Here is a 16678-nt window from a genome sequence, read left to right as displayed (position 1 = left end):
CGAACGATCCGTGCCCGCCCCAGGACCGCCAGACCGAGCGGCCGCGCGACGGATTTCCGCTGCTCGGATCGCGCCACGATCGCTACCTCGGGCCGGTCGTGCGGAGCCTGCCTGCGTCCGCTCTGCCGCGCGCAGCCGGGCCTGTATGCTGCGGCGCAGCCAGTCGCGCCGCCGAGCATGATGGGCGTGAAAGGGACGAGCGGTACCGCGCGCCCGCCTCAGCGCGCATCAGCACCGGCGTGACGTCCACTCTCGAGATCGACGAAAGATGGGCGCGGTACACAGGCAACACTTTTCCCCCTGATGATGAGGTCGGCCCGGACATGAAAAGGTTCAATGCACTCCCGAACAGGTGCTATAAGGCCATTCTGACGCCAAAGCGATACGCGTCAATGGTTTGCTGATAGTTTGTTGCAGCCTTGGGTTGCTGGGCCTGATTTTTCGGTCCGATTGCGATCTCAGCCCGGGCCTATTCATTCATCGGATTGGAGTTGCCTCCTGGTGACGGTCCTTCTGCGTTCTGTTTCGTTTGCAATCCTGCTCTGGACGGTTGTTGGCGCAAGCACGGCCAAGGCCGCGACCGAGATCGTGTGGTGGCATGCGATGTCGGGCGAGCTCGGCAGGCAGGTCGACAGGCTGGCGGCCGACTTCAACGCGTCGCAGTCCGACTACCGCATCGTGCCGAGCTACAAGGGCAGCTATACGGAGACCGTGACGGCGGCCATCTTCGCGTTCCGCTCGCGCAGCCAGCCGGCGATCGTGCAGGTCAATGAGATCGCGACCGCGACGATGACGGCGGCCAAGGGCGCGATCTATCCCGTTTACGAGTTGATGCGCGACGAGCAGGAGAGCTTTTCGCCGTCGGCCTATCTGCCCGCGATCGCCGGCACCTATGCCGACGCCGACGGCAACATGCTGTCGTTTCCGTTCAACGCCTCCACGCCCATCCTCTACTACAACAAGGATCAGTTTCGCGCGGCCGGGCTCGATCCGGGCGTGGCGCCGAAGACCTGGTCCGAGCTCGGCAAGGCTGCCCGGCGGCTGCGCGACAACGGCGTCGCCTGCGGCTTCACGACGTCGTGGCCGGCCTGGATCAACGTGGAGAATTTCTCGGCCTTCCACAATCTGCCGATCGCCACGCGGGCCAACGGCTTTGCCGGACTGGACGCCGTGCTGACGTTCAACAATCCGCAGGTCACGCGGCACATCGCCCAGCTCGCGGAATGGCAGAAGAGCAAGGTGTTCGACTATGGCGGCCGCGGTCAGGCTGCCGAGCCGCGTTTCCAGAAGGGCGAGTGCGGCATCTTCATCGGCTCCTCGGCAACGCGCGCCGACATCAAGGCGAATTCGAAGTTCGAGGTCGGCTACGGCATGATGCCGTACTGGCCTGACGTTGCGGCCGCGCCGCAGAATTCGATCATCGGCGGCGCGACGTTGTGGGTGCTCCGCGACCGTCCCGCGGCCGAGTACAAGGGCGTGGCCAAGTTCTTCGTCTATCTGTCGCGGCCCGATGTTCAGGCCGCTTGGCACCAGAATACGGGCTATTTGCCGATCACGCAGGCGGCCTTCGATCTGACGCGCGCGCAGGGCTTCTACGACCGCAATCCAGGAGCCGCGATCTCGATCGAGCAGGTGACGCTCAACCCACCCACGGAGAATTCGCGCGGACTGCGGCTCGGCTCGTTCGTGCTGATCCGTGATGCCATCGAGGACGAGATGGAGCAGGCCTTCAGCGGCCGCAAACCGGCGCAGGCGGCGCTCGATGCCGCCGTCGACCGCGGCAACCGTCTGCTGCGCCAGTTCGAGCGCGCGAGCCCGGATCGCTGAAAATGACGTTGCCACCGGTCGCCGATGGCGCGCAGCTCCGGCGCCTCCGTGCCGACGTGACGCGCTGGCTGCCGGCTGCACGCGATATTGCGCGCGGCCATGGCTACGACGACGCGCGGCTGGTTCCGTTCGCGGCGGGCACCAATCTGGTCCTCGCGCTGAACGACGGACTGATCCTGAAGGTCTTCCCGCCGTTTCATCGCGGCAAGTTTCAGTCCGAGCGGGCGGCCTTGCGCGTGCTCGCCGGTGGCGTCGGCGACGTCCGTACCCCCGACCTTCGACACGAAGGGGAGCGCGACGGCTGGTGCTATCTGATCATGACCAGGCTCGGCGGCATGCCTGCTTCGGATGTGTGGCGGCAACTCCCGGAGTGGGACAAGCAGCTCTTGCTCAGGCAGGTCGGTCGTCTGATCGCCGCCGTGCAGCGGGTCCCGCCTGGCGAGCTGCTGGCGCTCGGTCCGCGCTGGTCGGATTTCTTGCGGATGCAGATGGCCGGATGTCATGCACGCCATCAGCGGCTCGGCTTGCCGCCGACGCTTCTCGCCGGGCTGGACGATCTCCTGCGCGAGGCCGCAGCACTGCTGCCGCAGGATCCGCCGCCGGTCATCCTGACCGGTGAATACATTCCGGAGAACTTACTCGTCACGCGCAGCGGTGATGGCTGGCAGCTGAGCGGGCTGTTCGACTTCGGCGACGTCATGACCGGTTTTGGCGAGTATGATCTGCTCGGGCCGAGCGCCTTCATGGCAGCGGGTCATCCCGGGCGCGTGCGTGCCTTGTTCGACGGCTACGGATTTGCGCTGGAGGACATCGACCGGCAGCTGAAGCGACGGCTGCTGGTCCTGCTGTTGCTGCACCAGTACAGCGATCCGCTCCGCCACATCTGCATTCCGGATTGGCCGGCCAAGGTCCGCGACTTCGACGAGCTGCAGGCGCTGATCTGGCCGGAGTGATCCCAACCGGGGCGGCGGTCCAACAGGCGTTGCGTAAATCTGTCGCAGGCCAGCTGAGGTGATTATAAACTCAGCAAATATGCAGCTTTGTATGCAATTGGGGGCGCTGAGCTGTGCCGCTCGGTGAAGGCCCCTCGATATTTCAATAGCTTAGCTTTCGGCCGGGCTTGGCACGAAGCTTGCGACCACTGTTCCCGACAGTCGTTATCCTCGGGAGCATTTGATGAAGCGTCGCGATTTTCTGAAATCCGTGTCCGGTCTGGCTGCGGGGGCGGCGCTGCCAATGGCGCCGGCCATCATGTCTTCCGCCAAGGCCGACGCGCGGTCCGAGACGCTGCTGATCGTGTCCGAAGGCGGTCCCAACAACCTCGACATCCACGGCGTCGGCACCAACGTGCCGGGCTACGAGGTGTCCTGGAACTGCTATGACCGCCTGATCAGCCACGAGATGAAGAGCGGCCCGGGCGGGGTGCCGTACTACGACCGCGACAAGTTCAAGCCCGAACTCGCCGAGGACATGACCATCGGCGACATGTCCGCCACCTTCAAGCTGCGCAAGAACGCCAAATTCCACGACGGCACGCCGGTCACGGCCAAGGACGTGAAGTGGTCGCTCGATCGTGCCGTCAGCGTCGGTGGCTTCCCGACCTTCCAGATGAGCGCCGGCTCGCTGACCAAGACCGAGCAGTTCGTCATCGTCGATGACCACACCCTGCGCGTCGACTTTCTGAAGAAGGACCGCCTGACGATCCCCGATCTCGCCGTCATCGTCCCCTGCGTGGTCAACTCGGAGCTCGTGAAGAAGAACGCGACCGACAAAGACCCGTGGGGGCTCGAATATACCAAGCAGCAGACCGCTGGTTCCGGCGCCTACAAGGTGACGAAGTGGACCGCCGGTACCGAAGTGATCATGGAGCGCAACGACGACTGGGTGTGCGGTCCGCTGCCGAAAATCAAGCGTGTGATCTGGCGCATGGTGCCGCAGGCCGGCAACCGGCGCGCGCTGCTCGAGCGCGGGGATGCCGACATCTCCTATGAGCTGCCGAACAAGGACTTCCAGGAGATGAAGTCGAACGGCAAGCATACCGTGATCTCGCTGCCGATCTCGAACGGCATCCAGTATATCGGCATGAACGTCACCAAGCCGCCGTTCGACAATCCCAAGGTCCGGCAGGCGCTCGCCTATGCAATGCCCTATCAGAAGATCATCGATGCCGTGATGTTCGGCCTTGCCAATCCGATGTTCGGTGCGCCGGCGGATAAGGCGACCGAGGTGGCGTGGCCGCAGCCGACCAAGTACTTCACCGACATGGAGAAGGCAAAAGCGCTGCTGGCGGAAGCCGGCTACCCCAACGGCTTCGAAACCACGATCTCCTTCGATCTCAATTTCGCACAGGTCAACGAGCCCTTGTGCGTGTTGGTGCAGGAGAGCCTCGCCCAGCTCGGCATCAAGACCACCATCAACAAGGTGCCCGGCGCGAACTGGCGCACCGAGCTGAACAAGAAGGAGATGCCGCTCTTCACCAACATCTTCTCGGGCTGGCTCGATTACCCCGAATACTTCTTCTACTGGTGCTATCACGGCAACAATTCCGTGTTCAACACGATGAGCTACAAGTCGCCCGAGATGGACAAGCTCATCAACGGCGCGCGTGACGCCGCCGCGGCCGGGGACAAGGCGACGTACGATGCCGACGTGAAGGGCTTCGTCGATCTCGCCTTCGCCGAGGTGCCACGCATTCCGCTGTATCAGCCGTTCGTCAACGTCGCGATGCAGAAGAACATCTCCGGCTATCAGTACTGGTTCCACCGTAGGCTCGACTATCGGGCTCTGGTGAAGGGGTGAGACAGTGATGGGGGGATGTAATATGGGCCGAGCTCTCTCATTCCCTCCCCCCTTGTGGGGGAGGGGCAGGGAGGGGGGTAGCCACACCCACTGCCGTCTGGGTCCACCCCCCTCCCCAGCCCTCCCCCACAAGGGGGGAGGGAGCCGAGTGCGCCGCGCGGACAGGTCTGGGCCAATTCGGGCAGGGGGCTGCTCATGCTGAGCCTCATCGCCAAGCGCCTCGCGTTCGCGATCCCGTCGCTGATCGGCGTCGTGATCGTCACCTTCCTGCTCACGCGCGCCTTGCCCGGCGATCCCGCGGCGTATTTTGCCGGCCCCGCCGCCACCAAGGAGGCGGTGGAGCAGATCCGCAAGAAGCTCGGCTTCGACAAGCCGCTGGTCGAGCAGTTCTTCCGCTACACCGTCGATCTCGCCCATGGCGATCTCGGCAGTTCGCTGACCACAGGCCAGCCGGTCGCCAGCGAGATTCGCAACCGCCTGCCGGCCTCGGCCGAGCTGACCTTGCTCGGTCTGTTGGTATCCGTCGCGATCGCGCTGCCGCTCGGTGTGCTCGCGGCGACGCGGCCGGGGTCGTGGATCGACCATACCTGCCGTATCGTCACGACCGCGGGCGTCTCGCTGCCGGTGTTCTTCACCGGGGTGGTGCTGGTGTATGTGTTCTACTTCCGGCTCGGCTGGTCACCGGCGCCGCTCGGCCGGCTCGACGTGTTTTATAGCGCGCCGAACCCCGTGACCGGCTTCTACCTCATCGATACGCTGATCGCGCGTGACGGCGAGGCGTTCCGCTCGGCGCTGAGCCAGTTGATCCTGCCCGCCGCGACGCTGGCGATCTTCTCGCTGGCTCCGATCGCGCGCATGACGCGGGCCTCGATGCTGTCGGTGCTGTCGTCGGAATTCGTCCGCACGGCGCGCGCCTCGGGCCTGTCGCCCGCGACTGTCACCGTGACCTATGCGTTCCGCAACGCCATGCTGCCGGTCATCACCACGCTATCGATGGTGTTCTCCTTCCTGCTCGGCGCCAACGTGCTGGTGGAGAAGGTGTTCGCCTGGCCCGGCATCGGCTCCTATGCGGTCGAGGCGCTGATCGCCTCCGACTTCGCGCCGGTGCAGGGCTTCGTGCTGACGATGGCGATCATGTACGTCGTCCTCAACCTCGTCATCGACATTCTCTATGGCGTCATCGATCCCCGCGTGAGGCTGGAAGGATGAGCACTGTCGCGCCGACCGTCGAGCCTGCCGCCGTTCCCTCGCGGACGTCGGGACTGACAGCCCTGATCGGCCACACGCGCTATGTCCTGGCCGAGAACAAGGTGACGGGCTTCGCCTTCGGCCTCCTGGTCGTGATCCTGTTTGCAGCCATCTTCGGCCCGTGGATCGTGCCCTATGATCCGCTGGCCAGCGACACCGCGTCCGCGCTAAAGCCGCCGTCGGCGGCGCATTGGTTCGGCACCGATCAGCTCGGCCGCGACATCTTCAGCCGCGTTGTGGTCGCGACCCGGCTCGACACCTTCATCGCGATCGCCTCGGTCGCGCTGGTGTTCTTCCTGGGCGGTCTCGCCGGCGTCGCCGCCGGCTTCTTCGGCGGCTGGACCGATCGCATCGTCGGCCGCATCGCCGACACGATCATGGCGTTCCCGCTGTTCGTACTGGCGATGGGCATCGTCGCCGCGCTCGGCAACACCGTGCAGAACATCATCATCGCCACCGCGATCGTGAATTTCCCGCTCTATGCGCGCGTGGCACGCGCCGAGGCCAATGTCCGCCGCAACGCCGGCTTCGTGCAGGCGGCACGGCTGTCGGGCAACAGCGAGCTGCGCATCCTGCTCGGCCACATCCTGCCGAACATCATGCCGATCATGATCGTGCAGATGTCGCTGACCATGGGCTACGCCATCCTCAATGCCGCAGGCCTGTCGTTCATCGGCCTCGGCGTGCGGCCGCCGACGGCGGAATGGGGCATCATGGTTGCCGAGGGCGCCTCGTTCATGGTGTCGGGCGAATGGTGGATCGCGCTGTTCCCGGGTCTCGCGCTGATGATCGCGGTGTTCTGCTTCAACCTGCTCGGCGACGGCCTGCGCGACATCGTCGACCCGCAGCGCAGGACGTAAGGCGATGAGCGCACCACAAAACGACTCCGTCATTGCCGGGCTTGACCCGGCAATCCATCCCTTCAAGAACACCTTCGTCAGTGTGATGGACGCGCGGGCCTTCGCCGCGCCGAAGGGGCTTCGGCCCCGCAGGCGGGTCAAGCCCGCGCATGACGGTCGTAACAAGCGGAGCCACGGATGACCGCCCAGCCGCTGCTCGACGTTCGCGATCTCACGGTCGAATTCTCCACCCGCCGCGGTATCGTCAAGGCGGTGCAGCATGTCGACATCTCCGTCGCCAAGGGCGAGACGCTCGCGATCGTCGGCGAATCCGGCTCGGGCAAGTCGGTGACGTCCTATGCGGTGATGCGCATCCTCGACCGCGCCGGGCGCATCGCCGAGGGATCGGTGATGTTCTCCGGCGTGGACGTCAGGGCGGCCGAGGAAAGCGCGATGCGCGATCTGCGCGGCCGCGAAATCTCGATGATCTTCCAGAACCCGCGCGCGGCGCTCAATCCGATCCGGAAAGTGGGCCAGCAGATCGAGGATGTGCTGAAGCAGCACGTCCAGGCGGCCGCGACCGATCGCGCCGAGAAGGCGATCGCCGCGCTCGAGCAGGTCAAGATCGCGCGTCCGCGCGAGCGCTACCACGCCTATCCGTTCGAATTGTCCGGCGGCATGTGCCAGCGCGTCGTCATCGCGCTGGCGCTGGCCTGCAACCCGCAGCTCCTGATCGCCGACGAGCCGACCACCGGCCTCGACGTCACCACGCAGAAGGCGGTGATGGACCTGGTCCTCGAGCTGACCAAGAGCCGGGGCATGTCGACGATCCTGATCACGCATGATCTGGGTCTCGCCGCTGCCTATTGCGATCGCGTCGTGGTGATGGAGAAGGGCCGGGTGGTCGAGACCGCCAGGGCCGCCGACATCTTCGCCAACCCGCAGCATCCCTATACACGCAAGCTGATGCGCGCGACGCCGCGCCTCGGCGTGTCCTTGCGCGATCTGCTGCCGGAGGAGGATGTGGCAGCCCCGTCACACACAGCCTCCGTCATGGCCGGGCTTGACCCGGCCATCCATCCATCTTCGCAAGAGTCGCTCCAGGTGATGAACCCCCGGGTCAAGCCCGGGGGTGACGAGCGGAGTGCGGAGGGCGAGCGGAGTGCGAGCAGCGCCAAGCCGCTTCTCCTCGTCGACAAGCTGGTTAAGGAATATCCGCGCCAGGGCGCCTCGGCGACATTGTCGAAACTGTTCGGACGGAGGCCGGCGGTCGAGCCGGAGATGTTCCGCGCCGTCGACGGCATCAGCTTCACGGTCGGTCATGGCGAAAGCGTTGGCCTGGTCGGCGAATCCGGCTGCGGCAAGTCGACGGCGTCGATGATGGTGATGCGGCTGCTCGACCAGACCTCGGGGCGCATCAGCTTCGATGGCGAGGAGATCGGCAACATCCTGCCGCAGGCCTTTGCCCGGCTGCCGCTGCGCAGCCGGATCCAGATGGTGTTCCAGGATCCGACCGACAGCCTCAATCCGCGCTTCACCGCGGCGCGTGCCATCGCCGATCCGATCCTGCAGCTCGGCGACATCAAGGGCCGCGACGCGCTTCGTGCCCGCTGCGAGGAGCTCGCCACCATGGTCGGCCTGCCGCTCAATCTGCTCGACCGTTTTCCGCACCAATTGTCGGGCGGCCAGAAGGCGCGCGTCGGTATCGCGCGCGCCATCGCACTGCACCCGAAGCTCGTCATCCTCGACGAGCCCACGGCGGCGCTCGACGTCTCCGTGCAGGCGGTCGTGCTCAATCTCCTGCAGGACCTCAAGCGGCAGTTAGGTATGAGCTATCTGTTCGTCTCCCATGATTTGAATGTCGTGCGGCTGTTGTGCGATCGTGTGATCGTGATGCGGTCGGGTCGAATCGTCGAGGAAGGCACCTCCGAACGTGTGCTAGGTCATCCGCAGGATGACTATACGCGGGAGTTGCTGACGGCGATTCCGCACCCGCCATTGCCGGCGCATTGAGCGTGAAAGCTTGAGGAGAAAAGCTGATGGCGGAGCCATTGGACGATTACATCGACGCCGTCGGGCGTGCATTGGCTCTGCCGATCGAGGACGCGTGGCGCCCGGCCATCCGCGCCAATCTCGAGGTCTCGCTGAAGATGGCGGAGCTGGTCGACGAATTCTCCCTGCCTGATGAAGCCGAGCCTGCCAGTGTCTTCACCGCTTAGTTCTCCCGAGATGACCGCGAGCGCCATCGCCTCCGCGGTCGCCACCCGCAAGCTCTCGGCCGTCGAGGCTACCGACGCCGCGCTGGCGCGGATTGCGGTCCGCGATGGTGTGCTCAACTCGTTCACGGACGTGACCGCCGAGCGGGCGCGTGCGAAGGCGCGTGCGGTGGATGCCGACATCGCGGCGGGCAAGCCCGTCGGTCCGCTCGCCGGCGTGCCGTTCGCGGTGAAGAACCTGTTCGACGTCGCGGGGCTGTCGACCCGCGCCGGCTCCAAGATCAACCGTGATCGAGCGCCCGCGACGCGCGACGCGACGCTGATCGAGCGCATGGAGGCGGCCGGCGCCGTCCTCGTCGGTGCGCTCAACATGGGCGAATACGCCTACGACTTCACCGGCGAGAACGTGCACGACGGCCCGTCGCGCAATCCGCATGATCCGACGCGGATGAGCGGCGGCTCGTCGGGCGGCTCGGGCAGCGCCGTCGGCGGCGGCCTGGTGCCGATCGCGCTGGGCTCCGACACCAACGGCTCGATCCGTGTGCCGTCGTCGTTCTGCGGCATCTTCGGCCTCAAGCCGACCTATGGCCGGCTGTCGCGGGCGCGCTCGTTTCCGTTCGTCATGAGCCTGGATCATCTCGGTCCGTTCGCACGCTCGGTCGAGGATCTCGCGCTTGCCTACGACGTGATGCAGGGGCCCGATGCCGACGATGCCGCGTGCACCACGCGTGCGCCGGAGCCGGTCTCAGCTTCGCTGTCGCAAGGGCTCGATGGCCTGCGCATCGCCATTGCCGGCGGCCACTTTCAGAAGAACCTGTTTCCGGAGGCCGCCGAGGCGGTCAGCCGCGTGGCGACCGCGCTCAAGGCGACCGACGTCGTCGAGGTGCCCGAAGCCGCGCGTGCTCGCGCCGCGGCCTATGTCATCAGCACGACCGAAGGCGCCTCGCTGCATCTCGACCGCTTGCGCAAGCAGCCGCAGGATTTCGATCCGGCGGTGCGCGATCGGCTGATTGCGGGGGCGATGATTCCGGCACCGATGGTCGACCGCGCGCAGAAGTTTCGCCGCTGGTACCGCGCCCGGGTGCTGGAGCTGTTCAAGTCCGTCGACGTGCTGATCGCGCCCGCAACGCCCTGCGTTGCACCCAAGCTCGGGCAGGCGACCTTCGTGCTCGACGGCGTCGAGCTGCCGGTGCGTGCCAATATCGGCATTCATACCCAGCCGATCTCGTTCATCGGGCTTCCCGTCGTCGCCGTCCCGATTCCGCTCGCGCCGATGCCCATCGGCGTGCAGATCATCGCGGCGCCCTGGTGCGAACATGTCGCATTGCGTGTGGCCCACGCCTTGCAACAGCTTGGCGTCGCCGCTGCGCCGGCCCCGCGAGGAGTTCTGGAGAATGGAAGTCGATCTGCCTGACGTCGTCGCGGAAGTCACCGCGCAGTTCCAGCGCTACGAACAGGCGCTGGTCGGCAACGACGTTGCCGTGCTCGACGAGCTGTTCAAGCAGGACTCCCGTACGCTGCGCTACGGCATCGGCGAGAACCTCTATGGCTACGGCGAGATCGCTGCATTTCGCGCCGCGCGCTCGCCGGCTGGACTGATGCGGCGGACCGCGCGCACCGTGATCACCACTTACGGCCGTGACGCCGCGGTCGCCTCGACGCTGTTCTATCGCGACACCGCGCCCGGCAAGGTCGGACGCCAGATGCAGACCTGGGTCCGGTTTCCTGAAGGCTGGAGAATCGTTGCTGCCCATGTCAGCATCATCGATGAAGCAAAGGGCGGCTAAGGATGAGCCTGGACGATCTACCGCCGCGAACGCGCCAGCGGTCCGCCCGCGACTCGGAGATCAAGCGCATCGACCGCGCGCCGCCTGCCGTCGCGAAAATCACGCGCGCCGAGGAGCTGCGCCTGCAGCTGGCCGATGAGATCGTGCGCGGCGCGCTGGCGCCGGGCGCGCCGCTGGACGAGACCGAGATCGCCAAGCGCTTCAACGTCTCGCGCACGCCGGTGCGCGAAGCGCTGCGTCAATTGGCGACTTCCGGGCTGATCGAGGCGCGTGCACATCGCGGCGCTGTCGTGGCGCGGCCGTCGGCCGACCGTCTCACCGGCATGTTCGAGGCGATGGCCGAGCTCGAGGGCCTGTGCGCTGGTCTCGCGGCGCAGCGCATGACGCCGGTCGAGCGGCAGCGGCTGGAAGCCATCCACGAGGAGCTGCGCAATCTCAGCCACGCCGGCAACCCCGAGCGCTTCCACGAGGTGAACGAGCGCTTCCACAACGCGATCTATGCCGGCGCGCACAATGCCTACATCGCCGAGATCACCTTGGCGACGCGGGTGCGCGTGCAGCCGTTCCGCCGCGCCCAGTTCCGCAATCTCGGCCGCCTCGCCAAGTCGCATGCCGAGCACGACCGCGTCGTCGTGGCCATCCTGCGCGGCGACAAGGCCGGCGCGGCGAGTGCCATGAAGGCGCACATCGAGCTGGTGCGCGGCGAATACGAGATCTACGCGGTGTCGGTATAGCTAAGCTCGCCGTCTTCCGGGTTGCCGTCATTGCCCGCGCAGCAATCCAGAGGCCTGACCGCAGCTCTGGGATTGCTTCGCTGCGCTCGCAGTGACGAAGTCGCGAGGCGATCAGCTTTTCTGCGCCATATACGCGCGCCAGCCGCCGAACTCCGAGATGTCGCGCGCGCCATCGAGGGCGGCAGGCTCGACAAGGAAGCCCTTGGCGCTGCGGCCGTTGGCGAGCCGGATGGTGCCGATCGACAATGGCGGCGGGATGAGGTTGACGAATTTGCCGAAGCTCGCGGCCGACAGCGCCCAGAGCTCGACGGCCATTGCCGTGCCCTGGCCGTCGTCGATCCGCAGCATGCCGGGCTTGGGCGGCGTGGTCGACAGCGCGTAGAGCTTGTAGTCAGGCGCGGTGGTCGTCGCCTCGAGCATACGTCCGCCGAGGCTCGTCAGCTCGTGGTTCAATGCCATCCCTGAGAGATGCGCGCCGACGACGACGACGGCGATCTCGTCGCCATGCAGTGCCGGAGACACGGGAGCGAGCGGCGGCAGCGGGACCGGCTTGGCGCCGACCGGCAGCGCCGTGTCGGCATGGAAGGCGCGCCCGAGACTGGCGAGCGCCGCATCGCGGCCGGCTGGCGCCAGTAGGGTGATGCCGAACGGGACGCCGTCGCTGCGCATCGCAGCCGGCACCGCAAGCCCGCAGAGATCGAGCAGGTTGACGAAGTTGGTGTAGGTGCCGAGCCGGCTGTTGAGCTCGATCGGATTGGCGAGCACATCCGCGGTGGTGTAGGCGGTCGGCGCCGTCGGCAGCACCAGCGCGTCGATATCGGCGAAGGTACGCTCGGCCACCTTGCGCAGCGCCTGCAGACGATAAAGCGCGGCAAAGGTGTCGGCCGCGCTGCCGCGCGCGCCGCCGATGGTGATCTCGCGCGTCACGGGGTGGATCGCATCGGGATCGGAGGCGAGCAGATCGCGGATCACGAGATAGCGCTCGGCGACCCAGGGGCCTTCATAGAGCAGCCGCGCGGTCTCGTAGAACGGCTCGAGGTCGAACTCGACCAGCTCGGCGCCAAGCTTGACGAAGCGCGCGGCGGCAGCGCCATAGGCGGCGTCCGCCGCCTTGTCGCCGAAGAAGATCAACTGCCCGGGGCGGGGAATGCCGAGCTTCACGCCCTCGGGAAATGCCGTCACGGCCCCAAGCGGCCGGTCGCGCGAGAACGGATCGAGCGGATCCGGCGCCGCCAGCACCGAGAGCGCCGCGACGGCGTCGTCGACCGTCAGCGAGAACACCGAAATGCAGTCGAGCGTGCGGCAGGCCGGCACCAGGCCGGACGTCGAGATCATGCCGAGGCTCGGCTTCAGGCCGACGATGTTGTTGAGCATTGCCGGCACGCGGCCGGAGCCCGCAGTATCCGTCCCGAGTGCGAGCGGCACGAGACCCGCGGAGACGGCGACCGCCGAGCCCGAGCTCGATCCGCCCGGAACGAGATCGGCGCGCACCGGATTTTTCGGAATGCCGTAGGGCGAGCGCACGCCGACGAGGCCGGTGGCGAACTGGTCGAGATTGGTCTTGCCGATGATGATCGCGCCGGCCGCGCGCAGCCGCGCCACCGCGGTGGAATCGCGAGATGGCGTGTAGGCGAAGGCGGGGCAGGCGGCGGTGGTCGGCAGGCCCGCCACGTCGATATTGTCCTTCACCGCGACGGGCACGCCGTAGAGCGGCAGCGATCTGTCCCGGTCGGCGAGGGTTTCGGCCTCCGCGAGCGCGTCCTTCTCGCCGCGCAGGCTGATGAAGATGGCGGGGTCGTTGTGCGCGCGGATCCCGGCGTAGCAGCGCGCGATCGTGTCGCTTGGCGTTGTCAGGCCGGCGCGATGGGCGGCGACGATCTCGGCAATGGTCTCGGTCACGCGGCGCTCCGCGTCTCGTCCGAGCCCAAACTCTGGCCTGCCATTTCCTTGCGCTCCGCTTCGCCCAATCCGGCTGCGAACGTAGCAAGCCATGTGCCATTGTGTACACGGCGAGGATGCGGGCCTGATAAGGAAAAATCTTGAGAGTCAGTGGGTTGCTGTGCCATCCGACAGGCCGTCGGGCGGTCGGATGTGGTTGCCGAAGGCGATTTGCCTAATTGGTGAGCAGGCCGGGCGCCGCAGCCGCCTAGTACCCGCGCCGATCGGCATCCCCGCCCGTGATGCGCGCAAGTCGTGCCTCGGTGGCCGAGCTGGCGCCACGGGCTGTCCGGAACGATGCAGACGTCGGGCGGGTCACCGTGGCTCCCGACGATGGCGCGTCGTCAGCCCCGCTGGGGAAGAACAGCAGCGCAACGCTGAGGCCGAGATTGACCAGGGCGCCCACCCACGTGCCGTGGTGCGATGATGTCGCCGCGTATTCGGGAAATCGGCCGGCGATCACGTAGTCCAGCACCATGACGGCGATCCAGGCCGGGATCACACAGACCGGGTCCCAGCCGATGTCGCGAAAGCGCATCGCCTGCAGCATCAGGTTCGCCACCAGGCACAGACCGATCAGCACCACGATCGGCAGGCTCACCGTCAGCTCCGACGTCTGCGGGGCGAGGGCGGCAAGACCGACGGCCACAACCACGATCAGGACCACCGAAACCAGCGCAAGACCGAGCGAGGCGAGAAAATATTGCAGACGGCCGAGACGCGCATTGAAACCGAAAATGAACCCCAACATCCGCCTCTCCCCGCAGGCCGCGCCGCAATCGGGAGCGCAGCCGACACGGCATATCAGGGCGAAATTGCCGCGCGCCTTCGCCGGTAGTTAGGATTTGAAGGACCGAGTGCGGCGGCGCTTTCGCGCTGCGGGATCTCATGCATTCGAAAATATATCGTTGCTAAAGCAACTAATCTGTGGAACGATCGACCCGATCAGCAACGGAGGCGCGGGATGATCCGCGTCTCGAAGAAGGGACGGGAACGTCATGCGCAGCCTGCTCGCCGCAGGCGCGGCCGCTTGCGCGCGCGCCAACAGATTGCCGCAGCGGACGGGTCAGCCGTTCGGCGGCTCGTGCCTGAGTGGCTCAGCTCGCGCCCGTGACGGCGTCGAGATTGTCGTGGATTCGGCGCAGCAGGGTGATCAGGACTTCCCGCTCATCCTTGTCGAGACAGGCGAGCAGACGCCGCTCGCGTTCCAGCGCGGCGACGATGACCTTGTCGTGGGTCGCGCGGCCCTTGGCCGTCAACGAAATCGAATGGCTGCGGCCGTCCTCCGGGTCGTTGCGGATCGCGATCAGGCCGCGGCTCTTCATCAGCGCCAGGGTGCGGCTGACCGGCCCCTTGTCGAAGCCGATCACGCTGCAGATGCGCGAGGCCGGGATGCCCGGCTCGATCGCCAGCAGCGACATGATCCGCCATTCGGTGACGTTGACGCCGAAATTGCGCTGATAGAACGCGGTGGCGCTGTTCGACAGCTTGTTGGCGATGAAGGTGATGAAGGCCGGCACATAGCGGTCGAGATCGAGCGTGAGGCCGTGCCCCTCAGCTTCGCGCGGCTGCGCCTTGCGCGGCGTCCCGGATTTCTCGCTCATGATCCCCAGCGTCCATGCATCGCCACTCATACGGATACGAAAAGCCGCATGACAAGGCCAAACTTCGGGAGCTCCGCATGAACCCAACAGGTCTTTCCCCCGCTGCCGGCGTGGCGCCGGTCATCCCGCACCTCGCCATCGACCCGTTCTCATATGAATTCTTCGACGATCCCTATCCAGCGCATCAGGAGATGCGCGAGGCCGGCCCCGTCATCCATCTGGACGCATGGAACGTCTACGGCGTCGCCCGCTACGCCGAGGTCTATGCCGTCCTCAACGATCCCCAGACGTTCTGCTCCAGCCGCGGCGTGGGCTTGAGCGACTTCGCCAAGGAGAAGCCGTGGCGGCCGCCGAGCCTGATCCTCGAGGCGGATCCGCCGGCGCATACGCGCACCCGCGCCGTGCTGAGCAAGGTGCTGTCGCCCGCCGTCATGAAGCGGCTGCGCGACGGCTTCATGGTGGCGGCCGAGGCCAAGATCGACGAGCTTGTAGGCCGGGGCTCGTTCGATGCCATCCCCGATCTCGCCGAGGCCTATCCGCTGTCGGTGTTTCCCGATGCGCTCGGGCTGAAGCCGGAGGGGCGCGAGCATCTCATTCCCTATGCGAGCCTGGTGTTCAACGCGTTCGGTCCGCCGAATGAGCTGCGCCAGCAGGCGATCGAGCGCTCGGCGCCACACCAGGCCTATGTCACGGAGCAGTGCCAGCGCGACAATCTCACGCCCGGCGGCTTCGGTTCCTGCATCCACGCCTTCAGCGACAGCGGCGAGATCACGCCGGCCGAGGCGCCGTTGCTGGTGCGCTCGCTGCTGTCGGCCGGCCTCGACACCACCGTCTACGGCATCGGCGCCGCGGTGTATTGCCTGGCGCGCTTCCCCGATCAATGGGCGCGGCTGCGCGCCGATCCGTCGCTGGCGCGCAACGCGTTCGAGGAGGCCGTGCGGTTCGAAAGCCCGGTGCAGACCTTCTTCCGAACCACCACGCGTGACGTCGAACTCGGCGGCGTCACGATTCCCGAGGGCGAGAAGGTGCTGATGTTCTTAGGTAGCGCCAATCGCGACCCGCGCCGCTGGGAGCAGCCGGACAGCTACGACATCACCCGAAAAGTATCCGGCCATGTCGGCTTCGGCTCGGGCATCCACATGTGCGTCGGCCAGCTCGTCGCGCGGCTCGAAGGCGAGGCGGTGCTGACGGCGCTCGCCCGCAAGGTCGGGAGCGTCACGATGAGCGGCGAGCCGAAGCGCCGCTACAACAACACGCTGCGCGGGCTGGAGAGCCTGCCGGTCACCTTTACTCCAGCCTGAGCTATACCATGACCACGATCACCTTCATCCATCCCGACAACCGCAGCGAAAGCGTGGAGGCCGAGGACGGCGCCAGCGTCATGCTGGCGGCGCTGACCCACGGCATCGACGGCATCGTCGCCGAATGCGGCGGAAACGCCGTCTGCGCCACCTGCCACGTCTATGTCGACGACGCCTGGACCGGGAAGCTCGATCCCGTGTCCGACGATGAGGATGCGCTGCTGGACGGCACCGCAGCCGAACGGCGGCCGAACAGCCGGCTGTCCTGTCAGATCAAGGTGCAGCCGGCGCTGGCCGGACTGGTGGTGCGCATTCCGGATCGGCAGAGCTGATTTCGCAACTGGAGACGACCTCCAGCCGCAACGACAACAATCAAACAAGCAAC

At 66.3% G+C, this 16678-nt stretch carries 16 protein-coding genes; 13 read left to right on the top strand and 3 right to left on the bottom strand.

The genetic code is table 11. The features are described from left to right. Positions 1-501 precede the first annotated feature (501 nt). The 11 genes from ugpB to QX094_RS10045 all read left to right on the top strand — a co-directional run bounded on the left by ugpB (position 502) and on the right by QX094_RS10045 (position 11450). The gene (gene ugpB, locus QX094_RS10095; RefSeq protein ID WP_316187881.1) at positions 502-1827 is read left to right on the top strand and encodes a sn-glycerol-3-phosphate ABC transporter substrate-binding protein UgpB; all 1326 of its coding nucleotides are present in this window, start codon (positions 502-504) and stop codon (positions 1825-1827) included. 2 nt (positions 1828-1829) lie between these two features. Continuing rightward, positions 1830-2780 (top strand): aminoglycoside phosphotransferase family protein, encoded by a 951-nt coding sequence (locus QX094_RS10090; RefSeq protein WP_316187880.1) that lies wholly within the window; start codon positions 1830-1832, stop codon positions 2778-2780. 223 nt (positions 2781-3003) lie between these two features. Next, complete coding sequence (locus tag QX094_RS10085; protein WP_316187879.1) at positions 3004-4626, top strand: ABC transporter substrate-binding protein; 1623 nt, start codon at positions 3004-3006, stop codon at positions 4624-4626. A gap of 195 nt (positions 4627-4821) precedes the next feature. Further along, complete coding sequence (locus tag QX094_RS10080; protein ID WP_315717105.1) at positions 4822-5835, top strand: ABC transporter permease; 1014 nt, start codon at positions 4822-4824, stop codon at positions 5833-5835. Next, positions 5832-6734 carry an ABC transporter permease gene (locus QX094_RS10075; RefSeq protein WP_315717106.1) on the top strand — a complete coding sequence of 301 codons (903 nt, stop codon included), beginning with the start codon at positions 5832-5834 and terminating at the stop codon, positions 6732-6734. Before QX094_RS10080 ends, QX094_RS10075 begins: the two co-directional genes overlap by 4 nt. Before the next feature lie 4 nt (positions 6735-6738). Further along, positions 6739-6915 (top strand): hypothetical protein, encoded by a 177-nt coding sequence (locus tag QX094_RS10070; protein ID WP_315751188.1) that lies wholly within the window; start codon positions 6739-6741, stop codon positions 6913-6915. Continuing rightward, a complete protein-coding gene (locus QX094_RS10065) occupies positions 6912-8726 on the top strand; it encodes an ABC transporter ATP-binding protein (RefSeq protein ID WP_316173234.1) in 1815 nt (604 codons plus the stop codon). Before QX094_RS10070 ends, QX094_RS10065 begins: the two co-directional genes overlap by 4 nt. Positions 8727-8752: 26 nt before the next feature. After that, positions 8753-8932 (top strand): DUF4089 domain-containing protein, encoded by a 180-nt coding sequence (locus QX094_RS10060; RefSeq protein WP_316173232.1) that lies wholly within the window; start codon positions 8753-8755, stop codon positions 8930-8932. 10 nt (positions 8933-8942) lie between these two features. Then, complete coding sequence (locus QX094_RS10055; protein WP_316173638.1) at positions 8943-10343, top strand: AtzE family amidohydrolase; 1401 nt, start codon at positions 8943-8945, stop codon at positions 10341-10343. After that, positions 10324-10716 carry an oxalurate catabolism protein HpxZ gene (gene hpxZ / locus QX094_RS10050; RefSeq protein WP_315717110.1) on the top strand — a complete coding sequence of 131 codons (393 nt, stop codon included), beginning with the start codon at positions 10324-10326 and terminating at the stop codon, positions 10714-10716. Before QX094_RS10055 ends, hpxZ begins: the two co-directional genes overlap by 20 nt. 2 nt (positions 10717-10718) lie before the next feature. After that, entirely contained in the window at positions 10719-11450 is a 732-nt protein-coding gene (locus tag QX094_RS10045; RefSeq protein WP_315717111.1) for a GntR family transcriptional regulator, read from the top strand. 111 nt (positions 11451-11561) lie between these two features. On the opposite strand, the gene atzF is transcribed toward QX094_RS10045, so the two are convergent. From atzF to QX094_RS10030, 3 genes are all read right to left on the bottom strand, one after another. After that, positions 11562-13349 (bottom strand): allophanate hydrolase, encoded by a 1788-nt coding sequence (gene atzF / locus QX094_RS10040; RefSeq protein WP_315717112.1) that lies wholly within the window; start codon positions 13347-13349, stop codon positions 11562-11564. Positions 13350-13596: 247 nt separating this feature from the next. Then, positions 13597-14136 carry a DUF805 domain-containing protein gene (locus QX094_RS10035; RefSeq protein WP_409977918.1) on the bottom strand — a complete coding sequence of 180 codons (540 nt, stop codon included), beginning with the start codon at positions 14134-14136 and terminating at the stop codon, positions 13597-13599. Between the two features lie 349 nt (positions 14137-14485). Next, entirely contained in the window at positions 14486-14992 is a 507-nt protein-coding gene (locus QX094_RS10030) for a MarR family winged helix-turn-helix transcriptional regulator (protein WP_315717116.1), read from the bottom strand. Between the two features lie 77 nt (positions 14993-15069). On the opposite strand from QX094_RS10030, the gene QX094_RS10025 reads away from it, so the two are divergent. Then, positions 15070-16293: a cytochrome P450 gene (locus QX094_RS10025; RefSeq protein WP_315717117.1), complete on the top strand. Its 1224-nt coding sequence runs from the start codon at positions 15070-15072 to the stop codon at positions 16291-16293. A gap of 8 nt (positions 16294-16301) precedes the next feature. Further along, on the top strand, positions 16302-16625 hold the full coding sequence (locus QX094_RS10020) for a 2Fe-2S iron-sulfur cluster-binding protein (protein ID WP_315717118.1): 324 nt from the start codon (positions 16302-16304) through the stop codon (positions 16623-16625). Positions 16626-16678 lie beyond the last annotated feature (53 nt).

The organism is Bradyrhizobium sp. SZCCHNS1050 (genome assembly GCF_032484785.1).
Lineage (GTDB): Bacteria > Pseudomonadota > Alphaproteobacteria > Rhizobiales > Xanthobacteraceae > Bradyrhizobium.
Note: the sequence above shows the minus strand (reverse complement) of the source record. Positions and strands in the feature narration are given on the sequence as shown.